Raw genomic sequence first — 23,009 nt, forward strand, 5'->3', positions numbered from 1 at the left:
CGCGAATAGTTGTGAAAAAATGCGCGATTTCGCCTTGCCTTTGCCGGGAAGCTCAACTAAATGTCCCGCCTCCTCGCGGGGCTTAAGGCCCTGCGGCTTCTGGAAATGCACTCGTAGCTCAGCTGGATAGAGCATCAGACTACGAATCTGAGGGTCGGGCGTTCGAATCGCTCCGAGTGCGCCATCCAAATATCCAAACAAATTCAGCGCCTTAAAGGCGCTGTTTTTGCGTCTGGAGGGTGAGCCAGGCAGGGGCTGTTACAGCCTTGTTACAGGTCTTGTTACAGCTCAGGTTTCCGATGCGTTCCGCCGGGCGGTTTCGCGGGCCTTGCGCAGTTCGCGCACGTTGTCGACCTGGTCCTGGGCATGGTCCGACATCACACGCCTTTGAGCCTGCCGGCGGTAGATTGCCGCCGCGCGCGTCGTTGCATGGTCAAGCTGGGCCATGATGCCGGCATCGCTGGCGTTCGATTGTGCCAGTTCGACGCCGCGGGAGTGCTTCAGGCCGTGGATCGTCAAAGGGCAGAAGAGTTCGCCGTCCTGATCCATATCGGCGCGGACCTTGCCGGCACGCGCCAGGCTGTTCATCAGACGATCGAAGGCATGGCCCAGGGCGCGTGACGTCCAGGCCATGCCGTCAGCGTTGTAGGCCAGAGTGTAGGCCCGATTCGGCGTGGCATCGAGCACCGCGGTAAGGCGTTCATCTTCGCGACGGTCGGCCAGGACCTTGCGCTTTTCGGTAATCCAGTTGATTCGCCGTTCCGGTAGGCCGTCTTCGTTGTAGCCGACCACCCGGGCGCGCATCGGGACGGTTATGATGGTGCCTTTGCGGAAGCCGCCATACCGGCCAAGGGCGATGGCACGCGCCAGGCCTGGGTGTTTTCGGGTGATGGCGGCCGATATGGCGGCTTCGACCTCGAAGTCTTCCCAGATCGGGTGGCCTTCCGGGGTGTCATGCGGCCGGCGGACATTTTCGACCGACCGGAACGGGTCGCCCTTGATCCGGTTGTCGGTATCGTCAGCGATGATGGGCGCCAGGGCATTTTTCAGCAGTTGCAGGCGCATGTTGGCGGCGCGATAGCCGCGGACGGCCCAGGCGTCGCGCAGTTCCATAATCCAGCTGCGGGTGATATCGGCCAGCAGGACGTCGCCGCAGTCGTCGGTCAATTCGTCGATATAGTCCTGGTAGCCGTTCTGAGTGGACCGGGCGAGGGTGATGAAGTCGGCAGACCGGTTATAATCGTTCAGGGCGCCGGCCAGGGTGCCGGTTTTCGGCTTGGCGACGGCCCTGGACGTGGCTTCCAGCCGCTTCAGGATGGCGTCGACCTCATCTTTCAGGGCCTGGGTGCCGTCCGGTGACGACAGAGGGCCTTCGCGGTAGTCGCCCTTGCGAAAATACAGATCCGTGTTGCCCTTGGCGCGTTTGACGCGCTGGACATGCTTCACCTCGATCCAGTCAGGGCGTGCGGCGGCTTCGTCCATGTCGTAGGCCTCCTGTTCTTGCCTTGACGCGCTCGATCGAGCTTTCGCGCCGGATTTCGGGGGTTTCCAAGGTAGTTTCGTCGGTCGGGACGGAATCATTAACCGCCGGCGTGGGTGTCTTCAAGCGCGGCGTCAGTGTCGCGGTCCAGTCGTCGATGTCCGGTCGGCGGTAGCGCAGCAGATTTGCCGCCATTTCCACGGGCTGGACAGGGCAGACCTTGCGGAAAGTGCGATCGTCCATCCCGCCCAGATAGGCGCAGGCCTGCTCAAGGGTCATGAGCATAGGCCAGGCTTCAGGAACGGGATGGAGACCGCGCGAGGACATCAGATTTTGACGTCCTCGGGGCGCATCAGTTCGGCCTTCAGGCCGGGGGGCAGGTTCACCACGGTCGCATGGCCGGTGTAGCCGCGCTGATAGTGGAACCACGCGAATTCCTGGGGCTTGTTCGCCGCCGGGTCATAGAAGCCCAGGACCATCGGCGTGCGTTCGGTGCAGGGAAGGAAGGTCTTCAGGTTGCCCAGCGGGTTCCTGTGGTGCAGTTCGTAGCGTTCCTTGCCGCAGATCAGACCCAGCCGTGCCAGGATGATGACGTTGTCGCAGGTCTTTTGCGCCTGGCGGACGATGGCGTCGGCCAGGGTGAAGGGCGGGTTGGTGCACATCACGCTTTTCTCGGACGGCGTCACGGCTTCGAAGGCCAGGGCATCGGCCAGGGGGAAGCCACGGCGCCAGTCCTCGATGTCGGAAGGGCGGACATCGGGGAAATATTCGCGCAGGGGCGCGACCTGGTGGCCCAGGCCTGCGCAGGGTTCATAGATGACGATATCGGCCGGTACCGTCGGCCAGGATCCGAAGATCAGCGGGCCGAGGGTCTGGATCATGGCGCGAACATTCCAAGGCTGGGTTGGAAACAGTTCGCGTTCCTTCATCCGGTCCTTTTCTTCCTGCGACAGGAACATGTCGAACTGTTCGTGCTGATCGGCGTAGCGGTTGGAGCCTTCGTTGACGGCGGCGCCACGGGCGGAACGTTGGGCGTCGGAGAGCTTCATGGCTGCGCCTCTGCCGATGTATCCGTCCTGTCGAAAAAATTCGCCTGACTGGTTTCCTTATCGATGCGGTCGCGCGCAAGTGCGAAATATTCGGGGTTGAGGTCGATATAGACCGCTTTTCGTCCGTGCTTATGGGCAGCGATTGCCGTCGTACCGCTACCGCCAAACGGATCGAGGACAATGCCGCCTGCAGGGCAGCCGGCCAAGATGCAGGGTTCAATCAACTCGACGGGGTATGTGGCAAAGTGGGCACCCGAGAAGCCTCGCGTTCCGATCGACCAAACCGATCGTTTATTCCGCTTCGTCGGCGGAACCACCAGGTGCGAGTCGAAGTTCTCGTTGCTCTTGTTCCGTATGGCGCCCGGATCGAATTTCCGTCCTACAGCCTTCATCGGAACTGTTGCGCGTGTGCCCCCGTTTGCGCGTGCGCTTCCGACCTGGTTGATGATGTCTTGCGAAAACCGGGGATTTGTCGACGGGCTGCAGGGCTCAAGAATGGCTTCCTGGTCGAAAAAATAGCGGGCCGACTTCGACAGCAAAAAGATGTATTCGTGCGACTTCGTGCACCTGTCCTCGACGCTTTCCGGCATCGGGTTCAACTTGTTCCAGATGATGTCCTGGCGCAGATACCAACCATCTTCCTGCAGGGCGAAGGCCAGACGCCAAGGCATGCCCATAAGGTCTTTGTGTTTCAATCCAGTAGGGCGGGCGGTCTTACGCAGGGCATTTGTACGGCGGTACTCGGATTGCGAAGACCTGGAACCTTGAAGCGTTGTAGCTCCGATGCTGCCGTTCGGCTTGCTGGCATAGCTATCGCCAATATTGATCCAAAGCGTACCGCTGGGCTTCAGAACGCGGTGCACCTCGCGGAAGACTTCGACAAGGACTGCAATGAAGGCCTGAGGCGACGCTTCCAAGCCAATCTGCCCAGCTACACGGTAGTCACGTAGTTGGTAATATGGTGGCGAAGAAACACAGCAATCGACGCTGTTGTCAGGGAAGGTCCGAAGGACGTCGCGGCATTCGCCCAGATACATTGAAACGCCGCCGATCATGAGACTATTTGTCTCTTTCATGCGACACCGCCTTTGACGCGGGCGCGCCAGTCGAAGAAGCCCAGCTTGCCGACGACAGGGATGTTGGGCTCGACCAGTTGAACGTCGGCCAGCACAAAGCCGTAGGAACCGAAGAACCACGGGCTGTCGTGTCGGCTGACACATTCGACGAGGTCGGCCGTGGCGATGATCTTGCCTTTAGTGCGGGTGTAGTCGTCATAGGCCGAGCGGCGCATGCCTTGTTGCGAGACCGTGTGTTCGAAACTCGATTTGCCCAGTATTTCGAAGATGTCATCCATAGCATCGTCGAATTCGGCGGACTTCATGCCCAGAGAAGCGTGCAGGCAGATGCGACCGCGGATCTTCGTCGGCCAGCTGCGGTTCTCGATCGTCTTGCCGTGATTGATAATGGCGTGAAGCCAGGGTTGGCGGATGGACAAGGCTTTTCGCGGGAGGTGGGAAAAGGTCATGCCGGCACCTGTGAGGTGTCGACGGCCAGGGACACGGCCAGGGGGCGGACCCAGATCGGGGTGTTGCTCAAGAGAAAGGTTTCGCCGGTCGAGGCCAGCAGCAAGGTCATGGCGAAACAGTCGCCCATGGCCTTCGCCGACAGCCGTGGGACACCGTTGCCGATCTGCTCGCGCCACTGGCTGTCCGAACTGCCGTGAAGCCACCACGAGTCCGGATGATCGAGGTCGATCAGGCTTTGCAGCGCGGCAAGTTCCAGCGTCGTGAAGGGGCGGTGCCACGTGCCGTCCTGGGCGGTGATGACACAGGTCAGGCGGTCAGCCGCTGCCGGCATGATGATCGGGTTTTCGACATCGAGGACGGCCGGGCGATGGTCTGCCACTGACCATGCGCCGTTGTCATGGCTGGCGAAGCCCGGCACGGCCAGGCTGGTGTCGGTATAGGCCAGGACGCCGTAATGCCGCTGGCTGTTGTAGTTTTCGCGGTCCTGCGTCATGCCGTTGGGGCGAGGATCCGCGACGGCGAAGGCGCCGTTGCCCGTGGTGCTGGCGGCGATGACTGTGCCGGCGGCTTCTTCCATCGCCGTGACGCGGTATTTGGTCTGCTTGTAGTCTTCGCGCTGGCTGGGGCGCGGATCCTGGACGCAGGGGGCGCCGCTGCCGACACGGTCGCAGCCGGTGACCGTGCCGGCCGGGCCGGAATAGGGCACGATGCGGAATTTGTTGTGGTGGGCGCCTGGGCCTTGCGTCGGTCGGATGTCGGCGACGGCGTAGCGGCCTTGGCCTGGGGATTTGACATTAATGACGACATCAGACGGGTCTTCCCACCGCTTGACGCCATATTGAGCGTATTGGCCGGAATCGTGCGGCATTCGCATGTCGGCGATTGAAAAGGTGCCATTGTTCGGGAGGCTGCTCCCGGCAACCGTACCCATGGGTTTGTCCCACTCTTTCACGCCCAAGAAACCATTGTGGCGCTCCGGCACGATCAGGAAGTCTTTCAGGTAGCCGTCCTCGACCTGGAGCTTATTCAGGCTGCGCCAGTCGCTTCCGGCTTCGACGAAGGCCAGGCGAACCCATGTCTTCCATTGCAGGGACGGAATGCGGTGCATCGGGCCGCCGGCGGGGTCGCCGGGCAGCGGCATCAGGTCGAGGACCTCGCCGACACCGCGCAGCTTGTGCTTCGGCGGCTGATACAGGAACGGCGGCACCTTTTCCGGGTGGCGCGCCACCATCAGGAAGCGCTTGCGGCTCTGGGCAAGATTGCCGATTTCGCCGCAGTCGTGTTCGGTCTCGGCATACTGATAGCCATAGGCGCGGAACAGGGCCTGGATCAGGTCGAGCAGGCGACGGCCACGCGTGCGGATCCGGGGGACGTTTTCGAAGATGATCAGCCCGGGCGGGTCGTTCTTCCACGTTTCCAGCATCAACCAGACGCCGCGCAGGGTCAGTTCGTTGAGGGCCTGGTACTTATCCGTCAGCGACGTCGTTTGTGACAGCAGACCGGAGAAGCCCTTGCAGGGCGCGGACAGGAAGACGATGTCGGGACGTTCGAAGCCGGCGGCGCGCTGGATGTCGGCCGGGGTGGCTTCGCGCCAGCCAGGGGGCGGGGCTTTGCCGTGGAAGGCGATGTACTGTTCAAGGGTGAACAGGTCCATGCAGGTGCCCTTCACGCCGGCAAAGCGGTCGAAGTTGGCGATGGCGTCTTTGTCGACATCGATGCCGCCGATGCAGCGCAGGCGGGCTTCGAGGTTGCCCAGGCGGGCGGTGCCTTCGTTGAAGCCAGCCGCGCCCATGCCGATTCCGCAGAAGAAGTGAAAGTGGGTGTATTCCCGGGTTTCTATGCGCAGGCTCATGCGGCACCGCCGAACACGCCATAGAAGACGGCGCTGGCAACCCAGAACCAGGTCACGGCTTTGATGTAATACCAGTAGCCGCCGCCGTTCTTCGTGCGGTTGGCTTCGTTGCACTTTCCGATGTGGTAGATGGTTGCCAGAGACATCAGGACCGCCAGGGCGGTGATGCCTGTGGTCGCGGCGATCAGAGTTAAAATCAACATGCTGTTTCTCCTCAGCAGTGAGTGAATGGTCGCCTAAGCGGCCTTGGATTTGATGGTTGCGGAAATGTCGGTCTGGGCGGTGCGAAGGTCGGCGAAGCCGATGCCGTCGAAGACCGTGGCCAGGGTGACCAGGGCGTTCTGCTGTTCCCAGCTGCGGGCCTTCACCAGGGTCTGGTCGGGGCGGTGGCCGCGGAACTGTTCGCCGCCGTCTTCCAGCAGCAGTTCGTTCGGGGCCATCTCCAGCAGCTGGGCGAGCCGCCACATCACCTGGGACGGTGTCGGTTCAGGGATGACGGGCCAGCGGCCGAAGTCGCTGCCCGGCAGGGTGTCGCAACCGGGTGCCGCGCTGGTGAGATGGATCCGAACGAAGGCCATGGTCAGAACGGCAGATCGTCGATGCGTTCAAAGGCTTCCTGCCCCTTGCTGGTCAGGACGGCCATGACGGTGTCGGCATCGTCGGGCGTAGACGATTGCAGCATGACGTACTGGCGTTCGACCAGTTCGTTGACGGCAGGTCCCAGCTTTTTGTGCTGCACCTTGCCGTCACGGCCCAGCCGCATGATGATGGCGATTTCATCGTCGAACAGGCCATGGGCAGGGCGTTCGGGCTTGTCGGGCTGCGCCTCGATCAGAAGCGGCGGTTCCTCGGGCAGGGTTTCCTTTACCGGCGGCGGAAGCTGGTATTCGTACTTGGCCTGCCGGCGCTGGGCGGTTTCGCGGCTGCACGGTGTCAGCTGGTAGATGGACGCGCCGCCGACCAGGAGCTGAGGCAGCAGCTTGTCGGTCCAGACCGGTTCGATACCGACGAACTTCGCGCCGAAGCGTTCGACCTCGGCGACCCGGCCGATCATGGTGCGGTGGCCCATGACTTCGACGATGGCATATTCGCCGTCGGGCAGTTCCAGGACATCGGCGACGGCATTGGCCTGCGCCATCTTGTCATCGAGTGACATGGTGGTTTCCTTTTCGTGGTGAGAGGGGGAAGGGGCGGCCATCGGTCACATGCCGATCGCGGAAATGTAGAGGTCGAAGACGGCGTCCTCTTCCTCGCGTTTGACCTTGTCCATCTTGCGGAAGGTCACGACACGCTTCAGGATCTTGGTGTCAAAGCCTTCGCCTTTGGCCTCGGAATAGACTTCCTTGATGTCGTTGGAGATGACTGCGCGGTCTTCTTCCAGGCGCTCGACGCGTTCGATGATGGTGCGCAGGCGGGACTGGGCAGCGCCGGTTATGCCGTCGTCGGCCGGGGGTGTTTCGCCGGCGGCGATAGCCCGGCAGAGGGCTTCATTTTCGCGCTTCGGGCGGTCGCTGTCGCCGCACGGGCGGCAGACCAGGTATTCGCCCAGTGACACGCTGCTGCGGGTTTCCCAGCCGTGGGGCAGGCCGTGGCTGTCTTCAGTCGTGTCACAGCGGGCGCATTCGAAGGTCGCCAGTGGACCGGTTGGCTTGTCTGGTGCGGGCGTTGGTGCCGGTGAAGAAGACCCCTCCACCGCTTCGCGGTCCCCCTCCCCATTGCATGGGGCGGAGAAGGAAGTGGGTTCTTCTGTTGGACCTTTGAGGATGTCGCGCTTGCCGACGTGGTTGCAGGGTCCGACGACGCCTTCGCGTTCCATGCGTTCCATCAGAGAGGCGGCGGAGTTGTATCCGATCTGAAGCTTGCGCTGGATGTAGCTGGTCGAGGCCTTGCGGTCCTGGGTGACGAAAAAAACAGCCTTGTGGTAGAGATCATCGGCCATGTCAGGACGCCTTGACCAGGGTCAGGATGACCGTGTTGACGTCGGTACCGCTGGCCTTGAAGCTGCCGGCGGGCAGGGCTTCGAACACAGGATCGTGGGCGGCGATGGCTTCGCGGAAGGCCTGGGTTTTGCGGTTCTCGCGGAAGGTCACACCCGCCGCCATTACTGCGACCAGCCGGCCACCGGGCCGAAGGAACGCCAAGGCGCGCAGGACATGGTCCATGTCGACCTGTTTGGCGAAGGGTGGGTTCATCACCACGCGGTCAAACAGGTCCGGAATGTCCAGGGCCAGGAAGTCGCAGCAAAGGGCGACCAGACCGTCACCTGTGATATTCATCGCCAGCTGTTTGAAGTTGCGCGGCAAAAACTCGACAGCCAGGACGCGGCACCCGGCGTCGAGGATGCGCTGGACCATGTTGCCGGTACCGGCGGACGGTTCGAGGACCGAAAGCCCCGGTTCCAGGTGGGCCAGCGCGATCACGCGATCGAGGGTGGCGCCGGTCGTTTCGAAAAAGCCGATGTCCTGGGCCGTCGTGACTTCGCCGGTGTCGATCAGTTGGCGCAGGGCGGTTTCGGATTCCTCGCTTTCGTGCTGATGGCACTTCGGACCTTTGGCCCACTTGAAGCCGGCGGCAGCCAGGGCCTTGTTGACCTCGGCATAGACGCCGCGTTCGAGCTGTTCGACGATGCGGATCCCGTTGGGCAGGATTTCGGCCCGGCGCAGGATGTCGATCACATGAGGTGCTACCTTCATGTCAGTTTCCTTTCTTCTTTTCAGGGGAGCGGGTGAAGACCCAGCAGTGCATGTGCTTGCCGGGGATCACGGTGTTGACCGTGGTGGCCTCTTGGAACGGTCGGGACTTCGAGGATTTCAGGTGTTTCTTCAGGTCATCCAGCGACGGGCACTGGATGCCGGCGTTGCGGCAGGCCGCTTCGAAAGCCATCAGGTTGACGGCGATCTTTTCATCCGGCGACCGGTGCAGGTTGACCGGCGGCTTCTTCTGCAGGTCCTCGCCCTCGGCGAAGGTTTCGCGGCTTTCGAGGTAGTCGAAGCGTTCCCAGAATTCGGCGACAACCGGGTGGTCGGACTCCATCGACCGGTCGCGGTTGGCGGCCATGCCGTCGATGTGTTCGTGGACTTCGAACAGGACGCTGTCCGGGATCTTGATCACAGCGGCCAGGGCATCGAGGCCGGCGTGCAGCTGGGCATGGCATTTGCGAACGCGGGCGTGACGGACCTTTTGTTTGCCCAGTTCGGCCTCCCACTTTGTGAAGCCGGCGCGGAAGGCGGCCATGTAGTCGGCCTCGCGCTTGATGATGTGGATCATCACGCCGGAGACGTTCTCGCGCGGCCACTGTTCGATCTTTTCCGCTGCGGACTTGGTGGCCTGCGACCAGCCAACCTTCGTCCATTCGGTGGACATGATGCGCGACATTACCGGTTCTTCGGAATTCACCGGGTTGTTCTGTTCGATGATCAGGGCGCCGCGGAAGGGCGGGTCGTAGGTTTCGTTGCCGCTGCTTTTGACGCCTGTGGCACGGCCGATCTGGCCGTTGAACAGGCCCTTGATTTCGGACCAGTCGAATTTCTTGGCGTGCGGGACGGTGTCGCTTCGGTCGGATTCGACGAAGACGACGGGCAGGTTCGCCACGCGTGACAGGGTGCGGATGTAACCGACCATGGTGGACTTTGAAGGGTCGATGCCTTCGTAGGCGTCGTTGATCAGGCCCGTAAGCTTCCAGAGAAACAGAATGATGGTCGATTTGCCGGTGTTGGCCTTGCCGTGCATTTCGAGGTAGCCGAGAGACGCGTTTTCCGCGCGGATCTGTTCTGCGAAGAAGGCCATCACCCAGAAGACGACGGTGACGATGCCGTTGCCGCGCCAGGCTGTGAAGATGACGTCGAGCCAGGACATGTCGAGGTTGTCCGGGTCGTAGCGGTGCGACAGCATGCGCTGGGGCGACTTGATCTTCAGCTGGTGGCCGCCCAGGTCGTAATAGTCCTCGGCATTAACCTTGATGTCGCGGCCCTTATGGACGGCGTAGTCGCCCAGGACCCAGGCCTGGTGTTCGCGGGAATAGCCGGTGAAGGGCAGGGCCTCGATCTTCTTCGCGACCTCGATCTGGCGGGCCATGATGCGATCGAGCTGGAAGGTCGAGCCGATCCATTGACCGGGCGAGACGGACATCAGGCGCTTTTTGAATTCGCCGGCGGCGGACAGCATCGAGCCGGTGAAGGTGGCCTTGGTGTTGGAATGATCGCGGGGAAAGGTGAGCTGAAGGAACCACTGACCTTCGTCGGTGTTCTTGTCGTACTGGAAATACAGGACCTGAAAGGCGCAGTTGGCGATCTGGGCGACTTCGACGCAGGCCTTGGCGGCGGCACGGGGCGTGATGCCGTCCTTCTGCATCATCTCTTCCATGCGTGACGTGTTGAAGGAGGCCCAGTAGGTGCGGGCCTTGTGCACGAAGCTGAAGGACGTCCACTGGTGCTTTTCGTAGAGAAGCAGGGCCTTTTCGGTGGCGTTTTCGGCCAGCAGCACGCGGCCGTTCCACAGGTAGCCCTTGATGTCGTCGGGGGTTAGTTTCCCGGCCAGCTTCAGGTCGTTCCAGTCGACCTTGTCGTCTTCGCCTTCCGGCCGGGGCTGGGCGGCGGTGGCGCGCCAACCCTCTTCGATCGCCTTCGCCACGAACTTGCGGGTGTATTCGGTACCGGCGCGGCCGACATCGAAGGCGAAAACCAGGCGCGGGGCTTTTTTCAGGCCCTGGTCGGCGACTTCCTTGCGCAGACGGGCGAGGAAGTGTTCCGGCCAGTTGTTGCAGGACATGGCCGAGACGGCGTGCAGACCGGCGCCGGGGGTGGAATCGCGCAGGGCCCAGGCGTCGAAGATGCCTTCGGCAATCCAGATGTCATCGGCGCGTGCCAGGACACTGAGGGGCTGGTCCGGAGCGTGCCAGACATGGCCGGCATGGGAGCCGCCGTATTTGAAGCGGGCCTTCTTGTCGAAGCGGCCGGGCTGATCGATCAGGCGTTCCCACCAGGTGTCGTTTGGCAGGGCGAAGCGGACGGTGGCTGTCGTCAGGCGGCGGTCGCGGTCGGCGTAGGTTTCCTGGGTGTAGCTGCCACGCATGCCCAGCAGGTTGAGGCCGCGATTGTGGTAGAGGTAGGCGTCGGCGGCGGCGTTCGGTTCGGCTTCGGTGGCCTTGAAGCGGTTCGACCAGGTGTCGAAGATATCCGGGTAGTGCTTGCGGACGGATATGTCCTGGCCGCAGTTGTCGGCGCGACCACAGCGCAGGATCCATGGGGCGTCTTTCTTCGTGTAGAGTTCGCGCTTGCCGCAGGCTGGGCACAGGCCTTTTTGCAGCCAGCCGCCGTTGCCCTTCAGCCCGAACTCGGCCGTGATGCGTTGCACCACTTCTTCGAGGATTTGTGCGTCGTCGGGTCGGGACATCAGGGTCTTTCAAGTGAAGGCTTGGCAGGTGAAGGCTTGGCAAAAGACAAAGCGGTAGCGTTCGCGCGGACAGGAGCGCGTCGGGTGGTTCGGTTGTTCCGGGGGGTTGGCCGGCTATCCGGGCAGGGGCGGCGGGTCGGCGCCGATGCGGGGATGGGTTATGTTTAGTTCCGTTCCGGCCAGCGGCGGGGATGGTGGCCGGCGCAGGGGCGCCATGTGACTGACTGGGCCGAAGGCGGACGGGGACAGCGTCTTGACGAAGGACAGGTGCGCTTCCCAGGTGTGGCCGCATTCCAGATCGGTGCACTGGAACCAGAAGGTGCGCAGGAGGTGCGTTTCCTTGTTCGAGGTGCGTGAACGGGCGGCGGCGGTGCAGACAGGGCAGTGAAAGGTGATACCCTTGCTGATCCCGGCTGTGGCGGTTTTGGGCTCAGTCATGCGGCTGTGCCTTGCTGGTCGCGCTTGAGGCGGGACATCTCGGCCAGGACCTGGGTCACCTGTTTGGCGGTGACCTGGTCGTTACGGCCCAGGGCGGCGTTCAGTTCGGCGGCGATTTCGTCCGGGTTAAGAAGCTGGCCGGACATCCTGAGGGCTTCGGCGCCGATTAGCTTGGCGAGGCGGGAAGCCGTGGCTGGTGGCGTTATGCCGGAGGATTCGGGCGACAGGCTGGCTTTAGGTTCCTGCGGTTTGGGCAGGTTGGCGGCTTTGAGGGCTGACGCATTCGTCCGGTTCAGTTTCAAGACCGTGATGCGGTTGCGAAGGGTCGCCCGGTCGATGTCCGAACCCGTGGCGACAACCCGGCTGTGGATGACTTCGAAGTTAACGTCGGCGGGATAGTCGCGGTGCAGTATCTTGTCGATGTCGGTCCAGTCGCGTCCGACTCGGCCAGGCTTACGTGGCGTGGCGTCGATGGTCACCGGAACCGGGGCGGGGGTTTCCAGCGCCATGGCCTGCTTTTCAGCTTGCCAGACCAGGCGGTCGTTGGTTTCCTTGGCGGCGTTTTCCAGTTCGGCGACGCGGGCCTGGGCGGCGGCGAGTTCGTCATGCAACCAGGTAGACTGTTCAGCATGGTCGGCTTCGAGCTTTACCAGCCGCGCGACTTCGTCGATTGCTTCCTTGGTGCCGGTGACGACGCCGCAGGCGCCCAAGGCGTGCATGTAGGTGCGGTCTTGGGCGCCCGCGCCAAAGAAGATCGGCTTCGACGGCGGCGCGAAGGTGTCAGGTCCGAGAACGGATTCGCACAGCGCCTTAAGTACGGGCGTCATATCGAATATCTGGAAGCCATGACCCGCCGGAACGCCCATAATGCGCGCGGCGTCTTCGAAGCTTTCAGCGACACAAAGCCGGCTGCAGAACTGATAGATTTTCCGGCTCATGACATGCCCTTGAAACGCGGGTTGAATTCATGGCCGGCGGGGACAATGCGCTGGTCGCGGCAGGCGTCGAAGACCAGGCGCGGCGGCACCTTGCAGCGGACGGCGGCGACACCGGCGAATACACCGGAGCGCACCAGGTCGACAGCGGCCTGGACAGGGGAGACGATGACGGCGTTCATTGGTGCACCTCGCTGGCGACGGGAAGGGAAGGAATTTCGTGCGCGGTCAGGGCCTTCAGGATCCTTTGGCCGATTTCGCTGCTGGCGTCGGGCTCGACCTCGCCACTGGCGATCTTGCGGACCCATTCGCGGGAACAGCCGAATAGGACACCGGCGTCACGGAAGGTGAGGTGGTTTTCGTGCAACCATTTCTCAAAAGCAGAGCGGGGGCGGTGGCGATTCGTCATCATTCTGTTGCGCTTCACGTGATTTGTTGCTTTTGTCAACCAAGATGCTTAACACCGGGTTAACAAGGAACTGGCAGCAGGTTTCCAGCGCAAACTATTTTGCGCCCATGATGAAACGCGCCACCCAAGACCCGCACCTTGCCCAGGCCATGAAAATCCTTCGGATGAAGGCCGGGAAATCGTTGAAGGAAATAGAGCCGTCGGTGGGCGTGACGCGCCAGGCGGTCAGTCGATGGGAGAATGAGTCGGCTTCCTTTCCCGAAGACAAGGTGCCTCTCTATCTGCGCGCCATTGGCAAAACACAGGCCGACCTGGACAAGGAGATCCTTGGCCTGTCAGAGGATGGCCCATCCTATACCGGTCCTGGCGCGTACTCGGATTTCGCGGCGCTGCTTAAGCAGCAAGTCATTGATGAAAGCATGTCGCCCTGGGTCGAGCCCGGCGAATGGGTCTGGTATCAGCAAGGCTTGCACCCGCGACGGTCGGAAGGCTGTGTCGTCGAGCTGGTCGACGGGACGCTGCTGGTTCGGCTGTACCTGCGGGAAAAGGACGGTTACGTCTTCTTGCAGCGGATCAATCCGGAATCGGTCGAGCAATATCTTCACTCAGACGTGAAGGCGATCCACAAGGTCAAGGTGCGCGGAAACTAAATCTGTTTCCTGTCGGTTGACAAATGCAACAATGAATGAGACATCATGCAACCTATGGCGATGCCCGCCATGGGAGAAATTTGCATGTCGAACGCGAGAGATAACGGCCCTGACCCCATTGACGTTCATGTGGGCCTGAATATCCGGCGCATCCGCCGCGACCTGAATATGTCGCAGCAGGTCCTGGCCGACCGGATCGGACTGACGTTTCAACAGGTCCAAAAGTATGAGCGCGGTGCCAATCGTGTCAGCGCGTCGAAGCTGGTCGCCATCGCAAAAGCGCTGGGCGTGTCGCCGGCTTCGTTGCTGCCGGACAGCCAGGCCGCCGCGGCGGAGCCCTGGCAGACGGATGCCCAGGCGCTCTATCTGCGTTGTCCGAAAGTGTTTGAGGTCCTGCTCAAGCTGCCGAAGCGCTTCCTCGACTACATGATCCGGACGGCCGAATGCGTCACGGAGCAGCAGGCGGAAAAGCTTGATGAGGCCGAAGCGCCCAAGCTGCAACGGGTCGCGTGATGACCAGTTCAGACCATCCCGCGAACATCAAGGTCGGATCGAATATCAGAAAGTTTCGGCGCGGCAAGGGTTGCACCCTTTCCGCTGTCGCGGCGGCAGTGGACATGAGCCTCGATGAACTGGAGGCGATCGAGGACGGTGAGGCTGCGGCCACCGTGCCGGAACTGGTCGCTATCGCCGGCGCGATCGATGTCGGCGTCTTCCAGCTTGTGGATGGTCTTTAATGGGCCAGGTCATCCATCTTCATCATGCGGGGATCTTCGGCCGGCGCGTGCCGGTCGAGGCCCCTTTTGTACGGCGGGAGGTCATCACCACACCTTCAGCCCAGCCGGCGGCGGTAACCCCAGAAGCCGCCGGCGTCTATCTCGCCAGCCTGCCGCGCGAATCCCTGACGCCGCGGCAGGCGCGCGAACTCGCCCTGATCACAGCCAGCTACCTCGCGAAGGACGAAGACGCCCGGGCGCTGCTGTTGCGCAAGGCCGATCAGGTCGCGCTTGGCATTCCTGCGCCGATGTCCTTGCCGCCGGTCGAGGCCATCGATCCGGTGTGTTCGGTCCAGGCTGTAGCGGACGGCGGCGGCATCGATGTCCGTCGCAAGCCGGTGACCCTGGTGCCGTGGATCCTGGGTCTGCTGGCCGTCGCGGCGCTCCTGTCCGTTCTTCCCCCTTTGTTTTCCTGAGGTTCATCATGCAAGCCATCACGGCCGAGCAAGGCCATATCCGCGCACACCCGATCTTCGTTGTGAAGGAGAAGCGCCCGGCGGCCTTCATTGCCCTGCGCTGCATCAAGACGATGCCAGAGCATGGGCTGGTGTTCGGTGATATCTATGGCGGAGCGCCATCGACTCGCGGGGGCGGGCAACACCGTCACGCCGGCAATGCCACCTTCCTGGTCCGGGTGGGGCAGGGCAAGCCCCAGGACATCAGCGCCAACCTGTTCGAGCCGGTCAATCCGGAGCGGCGTTACCTGTGGCCGGGTTTGAACTGAGGCCTGACTTGACTCAAGGTTGTGTCCCGTGACACCCCTTCCAAAACGGAAGGGGTGTTTTTTTTATGGTCGACGAAGACGATTCCCGCGTCAGAAAGATTTTGGCCTGGGCGTACCGGCGGATACGGCCGACGACATTTGTCGACTTCGCGGCGCTGGCCAGTTCCAATTTCGAGGCTGGGCAAGCGTCGATGCGGCAGCCACCGGTACCGCCTGCGCCCTCACGAGCGCGGCAGAAAAAAGGACAGGATCCCCGGTTTTTTGACGGGCAATGGGGCGAGGCCGCGACGTTCCGATATACCGATGCCCAGGGCAACCAAACCGTCCGGGCTATCCGGAACTGGACCAGCGCAGACGGAAAGATCAAAGGGTTCTGCCTGAAGGCCCGGCAGTCGCGTTCTTTCCGGCAAGATCGCATAGAGGACTGGCAGGAGGGCTGACGGTCTGGTTTTGCCAGTTTCTGTCAGCATGTTCGCGCATAACGTTAATATCGATTAACGCGGCTTGACTCGTTCATAAAAAAGAACATTATGAGAACATTCGCAGAACACGAGAGGAGAAACTCATGCACGTCCAGCCCAAACCCGAAGCCATGGAAGGCACGGAAAGCCTTGCCAGCAAGGTTATTCCGCCGCGCTTCGTGACGATCCGCCAGCTTCCTGGGCACGTCATGGTCACGTCGCGGTGCACGGATTGCGGAACGGAAAGCCAGTACAGCGTGACGCAGCTTTTGCGGGAGAAGGTCGGCGCGATGTCGGTCGATGATCTGGCAGCGAAATGGCGTTGCCGGCGCGAGTCGTGCCACGGGCCGCTGGAGATGGATGTGGACGAGGCGGATTGATCGGCGCCCTGGTGATTCGAGTTTGTGATTTAGATGGGGGTGCCGATGAAAGATATGACGTCGATCGATATTCAGGACGCGGCCAGCGATGTGCAGCGGATTAGCCTGGCCATTTCGCAGGCGGTCGGGTGCGTGGTTGATGGGCGGCCAGTGGCGTTCAATGAGCTGATGGTCCTGGTCGGCGCCGCGGCGGAACTGGCCAGCGATCGGGCGGAGTTGATCCGGGCGAGCGCCGAACGGGCGGCTTGACTCAGGGTTGAGACTTATGACACCCCTTCGTTTCCGGACGAAGGGGCTTTCTTATGCGCGGACTGTGGGTTTTGGCGGTTGTTGTGGCTCTGGCCGGGTGCGGGGAGAAGCCGGACGGGCCGAGTTCGCCGGGGCCTACCGCGGATGACGCTGTGGCGTCTTCGGCGCTGGCCAAGCTGGCGCACGATAGCTCCGAAAAGCTCCCGCCGTATGACAAGCTGCCGCCTGTGCCGGTTGATGGGTTCTGCGCGGATAGTACACGCGCCTGCGACCCTGTGCGGCTGGAGATGCTGCAACAATGGCCCAAAGCCTGGGCCGGCGACTATCAGTCACAACGCAACGTAGCTTATATGCAAAGCGAGAGAATGGCGGGCGTGCCTTACAACCCGGTGCAGGGTTGTGCGTGGCGCATGGTCATCCTGGCGAGTGGCCACACTCAGTCAGACAGCACGGACATTGCGAACTACAATTTCGAATGCCGAGCGTTGACGCCCGTGGAACTTGTGACGGCAAAGGCGTCGGCGGGTCAAATTTTCAAAACCATCGCAGGCAACACGTTGCCCGACTTGCCGCCGCCGTCCTAGCCGCACTGCCGGGCGACGGTCTGTTTGTTATCCCATTTTTTGACGTAGACCGCCTGGCCGGCTTTGAGCTGGGCGCAGGATAGGCTGGTGCCGCCGGCGCTGACGTCGGCAATGGTGCGGCCATAACGGTCTTTGCCCAGGCGGGTGATGGTCAGGGTTTTGCCGCCCATGGCGGCCGTCAGGGCGTCGCGGCTGGCGTAAGGATCGCCCTTGACGCAGATGCGGCCGGATGCGCAGTGGCCGGGCATTTCCGGGGCGTCGATTCCGACTAGGCGGACGCGTTCCTGGCCACAGCGCAAGGTGTCGCCATCGGTTGCAATGCAGGTCAGGGCGGCGAGTAAGAGAAGCATGGCCGGGAGGGTAGGGTGATTTGAGCGTCATAGGATAGCCCCTCACCCGATCGCGTTCACTTCGTTCCGCTCTCGTCCTCTCCCCTCAGGAGGGGAGAGGGAAGAATAGTTGGAATTCCCTTTTCGGGCGAGTTGTTATCTGGTATTTGTTAATCTTGGTTAACAGTAGAGTTTAGAAATGTATACGACGAACACAGCCACCAAAAACCTTGTCGCCACTTACGGACAGGTCAAAAACGATTGTGAATCGATTTTGGAGATGGCGCGCGAGTTAGACGAAATTGCAAAAACAGATACGAGCCGTATTGATACGATGGACTTCTTTCATAAGAAGCAGGCCATGATCATGAAGTTGCACAGCGCCATTCAACTCTTATCCTGAGCGCTTTCCATCCGCAGGCGCGTTGTCAAGCCGCCGTTGCCATCCATGGTATGGGTGGCCTCCTCGATCAGCCATTTTTTGCGCCATCAGCTCGGCCTTGTCTCCGGTCAAGGTCAGCTTACGGCCGGGATACCAGTCCGGACGGCCCAGGGCCAGGGTGGTGTCGTAAGTCCATTTTCCGCGCGCGGTCCTGGCGTGTTCGGCCTCGGCCGCCTGGGTGGCGTCGGCTTCGTTGTGATAAATCCTGCGCAGGCGTTTCGGCGTGCCAGATCCGCTGTGTCCAATGGTCACCGAATGCTGCTGGGCGCCGGCCTTGTCATGCCAGACAGCTTTGACGCCCGCCGACTCGCTCTGTTCGGCACAGGACCAGGTCCGTTGCGGGGCTTCGCGGCGATCGAGGGTGACGCCGTCGAGCGGGACGCCGCCGGCCGTGGTGTCGGATCCGGACGGTGCGAAGACCAGGACGCCCGCCTTGACCGTGGCGGTGGCATCGAATCGGCGCCCCAGCTCACGCAGCATGGCGCTATCGCTCTTGGCCGCATGGCCCAGGGCTGGGATGACCTTACCCGTGAGGGATGGTGCCACGCTGGCCTTCAGGCCATTTGCCGAGGCAATGGCGGTGATGACGTGGCCGACAGTTTGGCCGACATAGCTGCGTTGCCGGCGGACCCGGAAGGCGTCGGTAAAGTCGGCAGACCTGGCGCGCAGGGTGATGGTATCGAAGGGTCCGCCGCCGCCGACTTCGTCGACCTTGAAGGCGCCCTTGTCGATTAGTCCTATTGGCAGTCCGCTGGAGAGGTTGTCACCCTGAAGCCAGCCCATAGAAACGCGCAGGACGGCGCCTTTACGTGGGATGGCGACCTTGCCGTCTTTGTCGTCCAGGACGATGTCCAGCTGGTCGGCGGCCTCGCTGCGTTTTTCGGTGATGGTCAGGGCGATCAGGCGCGGGTTCATGACCGGCGTGAGATTGACGCCGTCCAGGAAGACCGACCAGGCCGCCTTTGCTACGGTCATTGGGCCACTGTCATTCGTCGACCAGCTCAAAGTGCGGGGAATCGGTTTCACCACGCTCACGCCGTTTGCCGTCACGGTCCCAGTCGCCGCCCCAGCGGATAGGAATGCCCAGCTCGATCGAGGCGGCCATCATGGCGTCGGCGACCTGGTTGAAGGGGCGCAGGTCTTTCCAGTCGTAGGGCGCGGCCAGCAGGTCGACGGCGTGGCCGAAGCCGGTGCGCGGATCCACAAAGTGCTTTGACCGAAGCGTCCACGTGACGACAGGCAGTTCCGGGCGGGACAGGTCGGGCTTGATGCCGACCTTTCGCAGTTCGGCCGGGGTTCGCCCCTGGCCATAAAGCTGGTGCTGCCGGTGGACGGTGCGGACGCCTTCGATGACCTTATAGTCGACATCGGTCAGTTCGATGCCGCGATGCACCACACGGACCAGTTTGGGGTGGACGCCTTCGAGTTTGGCGTGGGAGGCGGCGGACAGTTTGAACATGACAGGCCTCAGATCGTGACAGGTTGAACGGTGGCGGGAGATGCCGGCGGGACGTCGGAATCGGGGGCGCGGCTGAGTTCGAGGGTGAAGGCGACCTTGCGCGGGGCGCCGTCCTCGAAAAACAGCGACTGGGTTTCGTCGAGGCTCAGGATCAGCCACTCGCCCAGGACGTCGCCGTAGCCGGTGCAAAGCAGTTGGGCGTCTCCGGTATTGCCCATTTCGCGCAGGCGGGAGATGGCGCTGTAGTCGCCGATCTGGCCGGGATACAGGACGCCGGGCAGGCTGATGGTGTCGTCGCCTGGGCCGAGATATTGGGCAGTGGCCAGGGCGCCGAAGCGTTCGCCGCGGGCGTGACGCCACGCGGTTTTGCGTTGCAGCTCCTGGTAAGCCAGGGTGCCGATTTCAAAGATGAACATCCCCAGCGACATCATATGCATCAGTCATTGTCCCCGTAGCTGGAGCGACGGGCGGCGGCGGATTCGCGGGCAAGCCTGTCGAGTTCTTCACGAACGGCGCGCGCAATGGCCTGGGCGTCCTGACCGGGCGCGGCATAGACATTGATGGTGACGTTGCCGAGGCCAGCGCCTGCGCCATTGCCAGCGGGCATGGATGCCAGCCCAGGCGTTGCCGTGCCGACGGCGAACGCGCCCGCTACGCCGGCGGCCATGGCCTTGGCGGTGCGCATCGGGCGGGACATAGACTTCTGCATGCCGATGGCCAGGCCGTTCGAAATATGCCCGCCAAAGCCCATGAAGACGCGCGATGGCGATTTGATGCCGAGCACGCCCTTGAACCAACCTATCACCTTGCCGGCGACGCCAGTGATCATCGATTTGATGGCGTCAAGTTTGGATCGAATGCCAGTGATGAGGCCATCCATCAGCTGGCCGCCCACCTTGAGCATCCCCGGCAGGGCGCTCAGAACCCAGCCCATGGGCGTGAACTTCATGAACAGACTGAAGGCTGTCCGGATGCCGGAAGCGATGGCGGTTTTGATGTTGCCCCAGACCTCGCCCATCCACAGGGCGGCGCCGTTGAAGGCGGCTTTGACATTGGCCCAGACCGATTGCATGTAGGCCCAGCCCTGGGCGAGGGCGACCTTGATCTTATCCCAGTTCTTGTAGATCAGGTATGCTGCCAGACCAACGGCGGCGACGACGGCAACGATAACCAGGATGATGGGGTTGGCAAGCATCATCATGCCGGCCTGCATCAGGCCGCGCGCCAGGAACAGCGCAGCGGTGCGCATGATGCCGAAGGCCGTCGCCATCATGGGGCCTGCGCGCGCCAGAAGCGAGGCGACAGGTCCGAGGTTCTTCAGCCAGATAAACGCGTTGTAAAGCTGCACCATGGGCCCGATGACAGAGCCCAGGGCGAAGCGCACAGCGCCCAGGGTAACGCTGAAGGCGGCGAACAGGGCGATGCCCTTGACGATCATGGCCAGGGTTTCGGGGTTCTTTTGTGCCCAGGCGGCGAATTTGTCGGTGACCCGGATGGCGGATTCCGCCAGCTTGTTGAGGCTGGGCAGGAGGGCAGAGCCGATATTGACAGCCAGGGTCATCAGGTTGCCCTTCAGGGCGCGGGCCTGCACGCTGGCGTCCTGGGATCGGATGGCGAAGTCACGGTCGACCGTGCCGGAAGCCTTCATCGACGCCTCGCGAATCTCGCGATAGAGCGCCATGTTCTGGATCAGCGGGCGCAGGGCGGCCTGGGCCTGCATGTCCTGGAACAGGAAGGACAGTTTCGACAGGTCGCCGCCAACGGCCTTGTTGCTGAGTTCTGCGATGGCTTCGAGCGGGGTCTTGCCCTCGGCGTAGGCCTTTTTCATGGCCTTGGGCAGGTCGATGCCGAACTTGGCGAACTTCTTCTGGGTCTCTTCGGTGTTGATCTTGGCCAGCAGGTTGGTGACGTTATTGGCGGCAACCGACGCGTCGGCCGTTCCCTTGCGGGCGATCTGAAGAGCGGCGGACAGGTCGGCGACGGCGTTGACACCGGTCTGGCCGAAGGCTTGAGACTGGGCGGTCAGGGCCGGGAAATAAGTGGCCATGTCCTTCAGTTCGAAGCTGCCCATCTTACCTGCCTGGGCCATGGCGTCGAAGGCGCGCGCCGTGTCCTCGATGGGGACCTTCAAATTGCTGAAATTGGAGAAGGATGTCGCGGACAGGTCGGCGATGTCGGCGCGATAGGCCGTCGCCGTCTTGCCGATGGGCGTCGTCATGGCCATGGCCGATTTCGGGTCGAGGCCTGCACCGATCAGGTTATCGACGCCCTGGCGCATGTTTTCTGGCAACTGATGGGCGGCTTTGGCTGCGGCTTCGATATTGCGCTGCATCTGGGCCGTCGCCGAAGCCGTCATGTCGGCCTTAAGGCGGATGTCCGTCATGCCGTCTGTAAAATCAGATGCCTGTTTCGCCAGGACGAACAATCCCGCGCCCACGCCGGCGCCGACCATCATGTTGTTTTGGCCAGCCGCCCGCATGTTGCTGCCCGCCGTGTCGGCGCGTTGCTGGCGGGCCATAGCGGCGCGCTGGCGTTCCATCTGCTGGGTGGTGCGGCGGATCTGGTCTTCGAGGGCGCGTTCACGGTTCAACAGATCCGTCAGGTTGCCGGTACCGGCGCGAATTTGGGACTGAAGGTCGCGGAGTTCGGTGCGCTGGGTTCGCAGTTCGTTGTTGAACCGGCGCAGGCTGTTCTGAGCACTGCCGCCGGCGCCGGTCAGGCCGCGCAGGGCGTTGTTGAGGTTTCCGCCACTCTGGAACAGGACCTTGAGGCTTAGGGTGCGGGTGCTCACGGCTATTTGTCCTTGATGCCATTGGCGGCGCGGTATCGGTCCATTGCGCGCGCGTGTTCGTCGACCAGGTCTTCAGCCTCCATCTCCCACAGCCTTTCGGGCGGCCAATGGTAGATGAAGGCGATATCGCTGATCAGGTCTTCGACTCGGTCGGGGAGAGTGCGTTCTGGGGTTCCGGCTGGGCGAAGGTCCCCGCCTGGGCGTTCTGTTCCTTCGTCAGAAAAAAACCGACGACACCGTCCATGACTTCGCTGAGATCGTCGGCTTCGAGGTCGGCGATATCGGCTTCGGTGACCATCGGCGAAGCGATGCGCGGGATCAGCTTGATGTGCGTGGTGACGTCGCACATCTGAATTTGCAGCAGGGACAGACCGCGCAGTTCGCCCGCCTTCGGCTTGCGGAGCATCAGTTCTGTGATGCTGGTGTCGCCGCGCTTGATGGGCGTTGACAGGGTAACTTTCACGGTCTGTGACATGGTGCTTTCTCCAGGATGTCAGGTTTAGCGCCCAGATAACTGGGCGCTTGATAATGTGGTTTAGAGAGCGACGCCGACGGTGAAGGACGGACCCCCGCCGATGCCCAGGATGTCGCGCATTTCCTTCAGGCGATCGACGCCGCCGACGACGAAGATGGGCGGCAGCAGGCCATATTCGAGCTCGATCACGCCGTTGACGGCCAGGCGGTAGTAGGCAACGTTGGTCTTGACGGACCATTCGTTCTTGTCGCCGGTCTTGGCGGTGCCCATGTCGACCTCTTCGTGACGGCCGCGGACCAGGACTTCGAGCGAATCCCACTTGCCGCTGCTGTCGTTCTGGTAGGCGCCGGAGAAGCGCAACTGGGTGCCGCTGAGGGTCGGCAGGCCGATCTGACGCAGAACGGGGGTCATCAGACCGCCGGGCTTCCACTCAAAATCCATCGGCGACACGCCCATGTCGAGGCGCGCTTCGGACAGCATGCCGCCGCCTCGGTAGCCCTCCATGATCATCGTGATTTTCGGCAGGGTGACTTCGGCGACCTGGCCGAGGTAGGACTCGCCGTTGCCGTGGACGTTGAAGTTCTTCAGTACGCTGGGGAAGCCCATTGG

34 protein-coding genes, 1 tRNA gene and 1 pseudogene are annotated in these 23,009 nt (G+C 62.2%); 11 read left to right on the forward strand and 25 right to left on the reverse strand.

The features are described from left to right. The first annotated feature begins 107 nt into the window (after positions 1-107). Positions 108-184 (forward strand) — tRNA-Arg (locus ABI_RS07325). A gap of 104 nt (positions 185-288) precedes the next feature. On the opposite strand, the gene ABI_RS07330 is transcribed toward ABI_RS07325, so the two are convergent. The 17 genes and pseudogenes from ABI_RS07330 to ABI_RS07405 all read right to left on the reverse strand — a co-directional run bounded on the left by ABI_RS07330 (position 289) and on the right by ABI_RS07405 (position 13,038). Beyond that, positions 289-1,482: a site-specific integrase gene (locus ABI_RS07330; protein ID WP_006272253.1), complete on the reverse strand. Its 1,194-nt coding sequence runs from the start codon at positions 1,480-1,482 to the stop codon at positions 289-291. Next, positions 1,457-1,765, reverse strand: a complete 309-nt coding sequence (locus ABI_RS07335; protein WP_006272254.1) for a hypothetical protein — start codon at positions 1,763-1,765, stop codon at positions 1,457-1,459. Before ABI_RS07335 ends, ABI_RS07330 begins: the two co-directional genes overlap by 26 nt. A gap of 41 nt (positions 1,766-1,806) precedes the next feature. Then, the gene (locus tag ABI_RS23475) at positions 1,807-2,529 is read right to left on the reverse strand and encodes a hypothetical protein (protein WP_006272256.1); all 723 of its coding nucleotides are present in this window, start codon (positions 2,527-2,529) and stop codon (positions 1,807-1,809) included. Beyond that, a complete protein-coding gene (locus ABI_RS07345) occupies positions 2,526-3,605 on the reverse strand; it encodes a DNA-methyltransferase (protein ID WP_006272258.1) in 1,080 nt (359 codons plus the stop codon). The genes ABI_RS23475 and ABI_RS07345 overlap by 4 nt, the downstream gene beginning before the upstream one ends. Then, positions 3,602-4,054 (reverse strand): ASCH domain-containing protein, encoded by a 453-nt coding sequence (locus ABI_RS07350; RefSeq protein ID WP_040308680.1) that lies wholly within the window; start codon positions 4,052-4,054, stop codon positions 3,602-3,604. The genes ABI_RS07345 and ABI_RS07350 overlap by 4 nt, the downstream gene beginning before the upstream one ends. Next, a complete protein-coding gene (locus ABI_RS07355) occupies positions 4,051-5,907 on the reverse strand; it encodes a DNA cytosine methyltransferase (protein WP_006272260.1) in 1,857 nt (618 codons plus the stop codon). The genes ABI_RS07350 and ABI_RS07355 overlap by 4 nt, the downstream gene beginning before the upstream one ends. Next, positions 5,904-6,110 carry a hypothetical protein gene (locus ABI_RS07360; RefSeq protein WP_006272261.1) on the reverse strand — a complete coding sequence of 69 codons (207 nt, stop codon included), beginning with the start codon at positions 6,108-6,110 and terminating at the stop codon, positions 5,904-5,906. The genes ABI_RS07355 and ABI_RS07360 overlap by 4 nt, the downstream gene beginning before the upstream one ends. A 33-nt stretch (positions 6,111-6,143) precedes the next feature. Then, positions 6,144-6,485 carry a hypothetical protein gene (locus tag ABI_RS07365; protein WP_006272262.1) on the reverse strand — a complete coding sequence of 114 codons (342 nt, stop codon included), beginning with the start codon at positions 6,483-6,485 and terminating at the stop codon, positions 6,144-6,146. 2 nt (positions 6,486-6,487) lie between these two features. Beyond that, on the reverse strand, positions 6,488-7,063 hold the full coding sequence (locus ABI_RS07370; protein WP_040308681.1) for a hypothetical protein: 576 nt from the start codon (positions 7,061-7,063) through the stop codon (positions 6,488-6,490). Positions 7,064-7,108: 45 nt separating this feature from the next. Continuing rightward, positions 7,109-7,378, reverse strand: coding sequence for a DUF2312 domain-containing protein (locus tag ABI_RS26145; RefSeq protein ID WP_040309024.1), 270 nt, complete (start codon positions 7,376-7,378; stop codon positions 7,109-7,111). Positions 7,379-7,657: 279 nt separating this feature from the next. Next, a pseudogene (locus tag ABI_RS26150) lies at positions 7,658-7,840 on the reverse strand (DNA translocase FtsK); the annotation flags it as partial. Between the two features lie 7 nt (positions 7,841-7,847). Further along, positions 7,848-8,600 (reverse strand): methyltransferase domain-containing protein, encoded by a 753-nt coding sequence (locus tag ABI_RS07380; protein ID WP_006272265.1) that lies wholly within the window; start codon positions 8,598-8,600, stop codon positions 7,848-7,850. Between the two features lies 1 nt (position 8,601). After that, a complete protein-coding gene (locus ABI_RS07385; RefSeq protein ID WP_040308682.1) occupies positions 8,602-11,298 on the reverse strand; it encodes a toprim domain-containing protein in 2,697 nt (898 codons plus the stop codon). Between the two features lie 114 nt (positions 11,299-11,412). Beyond that, the gene (locus ABI_RS07390) at positions 11,413-11,736 is read right to left on the reverse strand and encodes an ogr/Delta-like zinc finger family protein (protein WP_006272267.1); all 324 of its coding nucleotides are present in this window, start codon (positions 11,734-11,736) and stop codon (positions 11,413-11,415) included. Next, positions 11,733-12,674, reverse strand: a complete 942-nt coding sequence (locus ABI_RS07395) for a hypothetical protein (RefSeq protein ID WP_006272268.1) — start codon at positions 12,672-12,674, stop codon at positions 11,733-11,735. Before ABI_RS07395 ends, ABI_RS07390 begins: the two co-directional genes overlap by 4 nt. Next, a complete protein-coding gene (locus ABI_RS07400; protein WP_006272269.1) occupies positions 12,671-12,853 on the reverse strand; it encodes a hypothetical protein in 183 nt (60 codons plus the stop codon). The genes ABI_RS07395 and ABI_RS07400 overlap by 4 nt, the downstream gene beginning before the upstream one ends. Next, a complete protein-coding gene (locus ABI_RS07405; protein WP_006272270.1) occupies positions 12,850-13,038 on the reverse strand; it encodes a hypothetical protein in 189 nt (62 codons plus the stop codon). The genes ABI_RS07400 and ABI_RS07405 overlap by 4 nt, the downstream gene beginning before the upstream one ends. A gap of 152 nt (positions 13,039-13,190) precedes the next feature. Here ABI_RS07405 and ABI_RS07410 point away from each other — a divergent pair, with 152 nt between their 5' ends. The 9 genes from ABI_RS07410 to ABI_RS07450 all read left to right on the forward strand — a co-directional run bounded on the left by ABI_RS07410 (position 13,191) and on the right by ABI_RS07450 (position 16,904). Then, complete coding sequence (locus ABI_RS07410) at positions 13,191-13,730, forward strand: helix-turn-helix domain-containing protein (protein WP_157138740.1); 540 nt, start codon at positions 13,191-13,193, stop codon at positions 13,728-13,730. Between the two features lie 84 nt (positions 13,731-13,814). Beyond that, the gene (locus tag ABI_RS23480; protein ID WP_083811415.1) at positions 13,815-14,243 is read left to right on the forward strand and encodes a helix-turn-helix domain-containing protein; all 429 of its coding nucleotides are present in this window, start codon (positions 13,815-13,817) and stop codon (positions 14,241-14,243) included. Then, positions 14,243-14,467: a helix-turn-helix domain-containing protein gene (locus ABI_RS07420; protein ID WP_040308685.1), complete on the forward strand. Its 225-nt coding sequence runs from the start codon at positions 14,243-14,245 to the stop codon at positions 14,465-14,467. The genes ABI_RS23480 and ABI_RS07420 overlap by 1 nt, the downstream gene beginning before the upstream one ends. Beyond that, entirely contained in the window at positions 14,467-14,922 is a 456-nt protein-coding gene (locus ABI_RS07425) for a hypothetical protein (RefSeq protein WP_006272274.1), read from the forward strand. Before ABI_RS07420 ends, ABI_RS07425 begins: the two co-directional genes overlap by 1 nt. Positions 14,923-14,930: 8 nt before the next feature. Then, positions 14,931-15,230, forward strand: a complete 300-nt coding sequence (locus tag ABI_RS07430) for a hypothetical protein (protein WP_006272275.1) — start codon at positions 14,931-14,933, stop codon at positions 15,228-15,230. 65 nt (positions 15,231-15,295) lie between these two features. Beyond that, positions 15,296-15,670: a hypothetical protein gene (locus tag ABI_RS07435; RefSeq protein WP_040308686.1), complete on the forward strand. Its 375-nt coding sequence runs from the start codon at positions 15,296-15,298 to the stop codon at positions 15,668-15,670. 125 nt (positions 15,671-15,795) lie between these two features. Further along, positions 15,796-16,071, forward strand: a complete 276-nt coding sequence (locus ABI_RS07440) for a hypothetical protein (RefSeq protein ID WP_006272277.1) — start codon at positions 15,796-15,798, stop codon at positions 16,069-16,071. Between the two features lie 45 nt (positions 16,072-16,116). Further along, a complete protein-coding gene (locus ABI_RS07445; RefSeq protein WP_040308687.1) occupies positions 16,117-16,320 on the forward strand; it encodes a hypothetical protein in 204 nt (67 codons plus the stop codon). Between the two features lie 53 nt (positions 16,321-16,373). Next, positions 16,374-16,904 (forward strand): hypothetical protein, encoded by a 531-nt coding sequence (locus tag ABI_RS07450; RefSeq protein WP_040308688.1) that lies wholly within the window; start codon positions 16,374-16,376, stop codon positions 16,902-16,904. Here the strand turns inward: ABI_RS07450 and ABI_RS07455 are convergent. Further along, a complete protein-coding gene (locus tag ABI_RS07455; protein WP_040308689.1) occupies positions 16,901-17,254 on the reverse strand; it encodes a thermonuclease family protein in 354 nt (117 codons plus the stop codon). The genes ABI_RS07450 and ABI_RS07455 overlap by 4 nt on opposite strands. A gap of 178 nt (positions 17,255-17,432) precedes the next feature. On the opposite strand from ABI_RS07455, the gene ABI_RS07460 reads away from it, so the two are divergent. Next, a complete protein-coding gene (locus ABI_RS07460; RefSeq protein ID WP_040308690.1) occupies positions 17,433-17,636 on the forward strand; it encodes a hypothetical protein in 204 nt (67 codons plus the stop codon). On the opposite strand, the gene ABI_RS07465 is transcribed toward ABI_RS07460, so the two are convergent. From ABI_RS07465 to ABI_RS07490, 7 genes are read right to left on the reverse strand one after another with little or no spacing between them, the layout of a single operon-like run. After that, the gene (locus tag ABI_RS07465) at positions 17,628-18,650 is read right to left on the reverse strand and encodes a contractile injection system protein, VgrG/Pvc8 family (protein ID WP_006272282.1); all 1,023 of its coding nucleotides are present in this window, start codon (positions 18,648-18,650) and stop codon (positions 17,628-17,630) included. The two genes, ABI_RS07460 and ABI_RS07465, sit on opposite strands and share 9 nt — an antisense overlap. Before the next feature lie 10 nt (positions 18,651-18,660). Beyond that, entirely contained in the window at positions 18,661-19,134 is a 474-nt protein-coding gene (locus tag ABI_RS07470) for a M15 family metallopeptidase (protein WP_006272283.1), read from the reverse strand. Between the two features lie 8 nt (positions 19,135-19,142). Beyond that, the gene (locus tag ABI_RS07475; protein WP_006272284.1) at positions 19,143-19,571 is read right to left on the reverse strand and encodes a phage tail protein; all 429 of its coding nucleotides are present in this window, start codon (positions 19,569-19,571) and stop codon (positions 19,143-19,145) included. After that, positions 19,571-21,925, reverse strand: coding sequence for a phage tail tape measure protein (locus ABI_RS07480; protein WP_006272286.1), 2,355 nt, complete (start codon positions 21,923-21,925; stop codon positions 19,571-19,573). Before ABI_RS07480 ends, ABI_RS07475 begins: the two co-directional genes overlap by 1 nt. 2 nt (positions 21,926-21,927) lie before the next feature. Further along, positions 21,928-22,062 (reverse strand): GpE family phage tail protein, encoded by a 135-nt coding sequence (locus ABI_RS26615; protein ID WP_157138834.1) that lies wholly within the window; start codon positions 22,060-22,062, stop codon positions 21,928-21,930. Next, the gene (locus tag ABI_RS26155) at positions 22,059-22,400 is read right to left on the reverse strand and encodes a phage tail assembly protein (RefSeq protein WP_006272287.1); all 342 of its coding nucleotides are present in this window, start codon (positions 22,398-22,400) and stop codon (positions 22,059-22,061) included. The genes ABI_RS26615 and ABI_RS26155 overlap by 4 nt, the downstream gene beginning before the upstream one ends. A 60-nt stretch (positions 22,401-22,460) precedes the next feature. After that, positions 22,461-23,006: a phage major tail tube protein gene (locus ABI_RS07490; protein WP_006272288.1), complete on the reverse strand. Its 546-nt coding sequence runs from the start codon at positions 23,004-23,006 to the stop codon at positions 22,461-22,463. Positions 23,007-23,009: the final 3 nt, after the last annotated feature.

It is taken from the genome of Asticcacaulis biprosthecium C19 (assembly GCF_000204015.1).
Taxonomy (GTDB): Bacteria; Pseudomonadota; Alphaproteobacteria; order Caulobacterales; family Caulobacteraceae; genus Asticcacaulis; species Asticcacaulis biprosthecius.

What these genes read in the sequence shown, in the direction of transcription:
- ABI_RS07330 (WP_006272253.1), bottom strand. Translation starts at nt 1,482, where the DNA reads ATGGACGAAGCCGCCGCACGCCCTGACTGGATCGAGGTGAAGCATGTC.
- ABI_RS07335 (WP_006272254.1), bottom strand. Translation starts at nt 1,765, where the DNA reads ATGCTCATGACCCTTGAGCAGGCCTGCGCCTATCTGGGCGGGATGGAC.
- ABI_RS23475 (WP_006272256.1), bottom strand. Translation starts at nt 2,529, where the DNA reads ATGAAGCTCTCCGACGCCCAACGTTCCGCCCGTGGCGCCGCCGTCAAC.
- ABI_RS07345 (WP_006272258.1), bottom strand. Translation starts at nt 3,605, where the DNA reads ATGAAAGAGACAAATAGTCTCATGATCGGCGGCGTTTCAATGTATCTG.
- ABI_RS07350 (WP_040308680.1), bottom strand. Translation starts at nt 4,054, where the DNA reads ATGACCTTTTCCCACCTCCCGCGAAAAGCCTTGTCCATCCGCCAACCC.
- ABI_RS07355 (WP_006272260.1), bottom strand. Translation starts at nt 5,907, where the DNA reads ATGAGCCTGCGCATAGAAACCCGGGAATACACCCACTTTCACTTCTTC.
- ABI_RS07360 (WP_006272261.1), bottom strand. Translation starts at nt 6,110, where the DNA reads ATGTTGATTTTAACTCTGATCGCCGCGACCACAGGCATCACCGCCCTG.
- ABI_RS07365 (WP_006272262.1), bottom strand. Translation starts at nt 6,485, where the DNA reads ATGGCCTTCGTTCGGATCCATCTCACCAGCGCGGCACCCGGTTGCGAC.
- ABI_RS07370 (WP_040308681.1), bottom strand. Translation starts at nt 7,063, where the DNA reads ATGTCACTCGATGACAAGATGGCGCAGGCCAATGCCGTCGCCGATGTC.
- ABI_RS07380 (WP_006272265.1), bottom strand. Translation starts at nt 8,600, where the DNA reads ATGAAGGTAGCACCTCATGTGATCGACATCCTGCGCCGGGCCGAAATC.
- ABI_RS07385 (WP_040308682.1), bottom strand. Translation starts at nt 11,298, where the DNA reads ATGTCCCGACCCGACGACGCACAAATCCTCGAAGAAGTGGTGCAACGC.
- ABI_RS07390 (WP_006272267.1), bottom strand. Translation starts at nt 11,736, where the DNA reads ATGACTGAGCCCAAAACCGCCACAGCCGGGATCAGCAAGGGTATCACC.
- ABI_RS07395 (WP_006272268.1), bottom strand. Translation starts at nt 12,674, where the DNA reads ATGAGCCGGAAAATCTATCAGTTCTGCAGCCGGCTTTGTGTCGCTGAA.
- ABI_RS07400 (WP_006272269.1), bottom strand. Translation starts at nt 12,853, where the DNA reads ATGAACGCCGTCATCGTCTCCCCTGTCCAGGCCGCTGTCGACCTGGTG.
- ABI_RS07410 (WP_157138740.1), top strand. Translation starts at nt 13,191, where the DNA reads ATGAAACGCGCCACCCAAGACCCGCACCTTGCCCAGGCCATGAAAATC.
- ABI_RS23480 (WP_083811415.1), top strand. Translation starts at nt 13,815, where the DNA reads ATGTCGAACGCGAGAGATAACGGCCCTGACCCCATTGACGTTCATGTG.
- ABI_RS07420 (WP_040308685.1), top strand. Translation starts at nt 14,243, where the DNA reads ATGACCAGTTCAGACCATCCCGCGAACATCAAGGTCGGATCGAATATC.
- ABI_RS07425 (WP_006272274.1), top strand. Translation starts at nt 14,467, where the DNA reads ATGGGCCAGGTCATCCATCTTCATCATGCGGGGATCTTCGGCCGGCGC.
- ABI_RS07430 (WP_006272275.1), top strand. Translation starts at nt 14,931, where the DNA reads ATGCAAGCCATCACGGCCGAGCAAGGCCATATCCGCGCACACCCGATC.
- ABI_RS07435 (WP_040308686.1), top strand. Translation starts at nt 15,296, where the DNA reads ATGGTCGACGAAGACGATTCCCGCGTCAGAAAGATTTTGGCCTGGGCG.
- ABI_RS07440 (WP_006272277.1), top strand. Translation starts at nt 15,796, where the DNA reads ATGCACGTCCAGCCCAAACCCGAAGCCATGGAAGGCACGGAAAGCCTT.
- ABI_RS07445 (WP_040308687.1), top strand. Translation starts at nt 16,117, where the DNA reads ATGAAAGATATGACGTCGATCGATATTCAGGACGCGGCCAGCGATGTG.
- ABI_RS07450 (WP_040308688.1), top strand. Translation starts at nt 16,374, where the DNA reads ATGCGCGGACTGTGGGTTTTGGCGGTTGTTGTGGCTCTGGCCGGGTGC.
- ABI_RS07455 (WP_040308689.1), bottom strand. Translation starts at nt 17,254, where the DNA reads ATGCTTCTCTTACTCGCCGCCCTGACCTGCATTGCAACCGATGGCGAC.
- ABI_RS07460 (WP_040308690.1), top strand. Translation starts at nt 17,433, where the DNA reads ATGTATACGACGAACACAGCCACCAAAAACCTTGTCGCCACTTACGGA.
- ABI_RS07465 (WP_006272282.1), bottom strand. Translation starts at nt 18,650, where the DNA reads ATGACCGTAGCAAAGGCGGCCTGGTCGGTCTTCCTGGACGGCGTCAAT.
- ABI_RS07470 (WP_006272283.1), bottom strand. Translation starts at nt 19,134, where the DNA reads ATGTTCAAACTGTCCGCCGCCTCCCACGCCAAACTCGAAGGCGTCCAC.
- ABI_RS07475 (WP_006272284.1), bottom strand. Translation starts at nt 19,571, where the DNA reads ATGCATATGATGTCGCTGGGGATGTTCATCTTTGAAATCGGCACCCTG.
- ABI_RS26155 (WP_006272287.1), bottom strand. Translation starts at nt 22,400, where the DNA reads ATGTCACAGACCGTGAAAGTTACCCTGTCAACGCCCATCAAGCGCGGC.
- ABI_RS07490 (WP_006272288.1), bottom strand. Translation starts at nt 23,006, where the DNA reads ATGGGCTTCCCCAGCGTACTGAAGAACTTCAACGTCCACGGCAACGGC.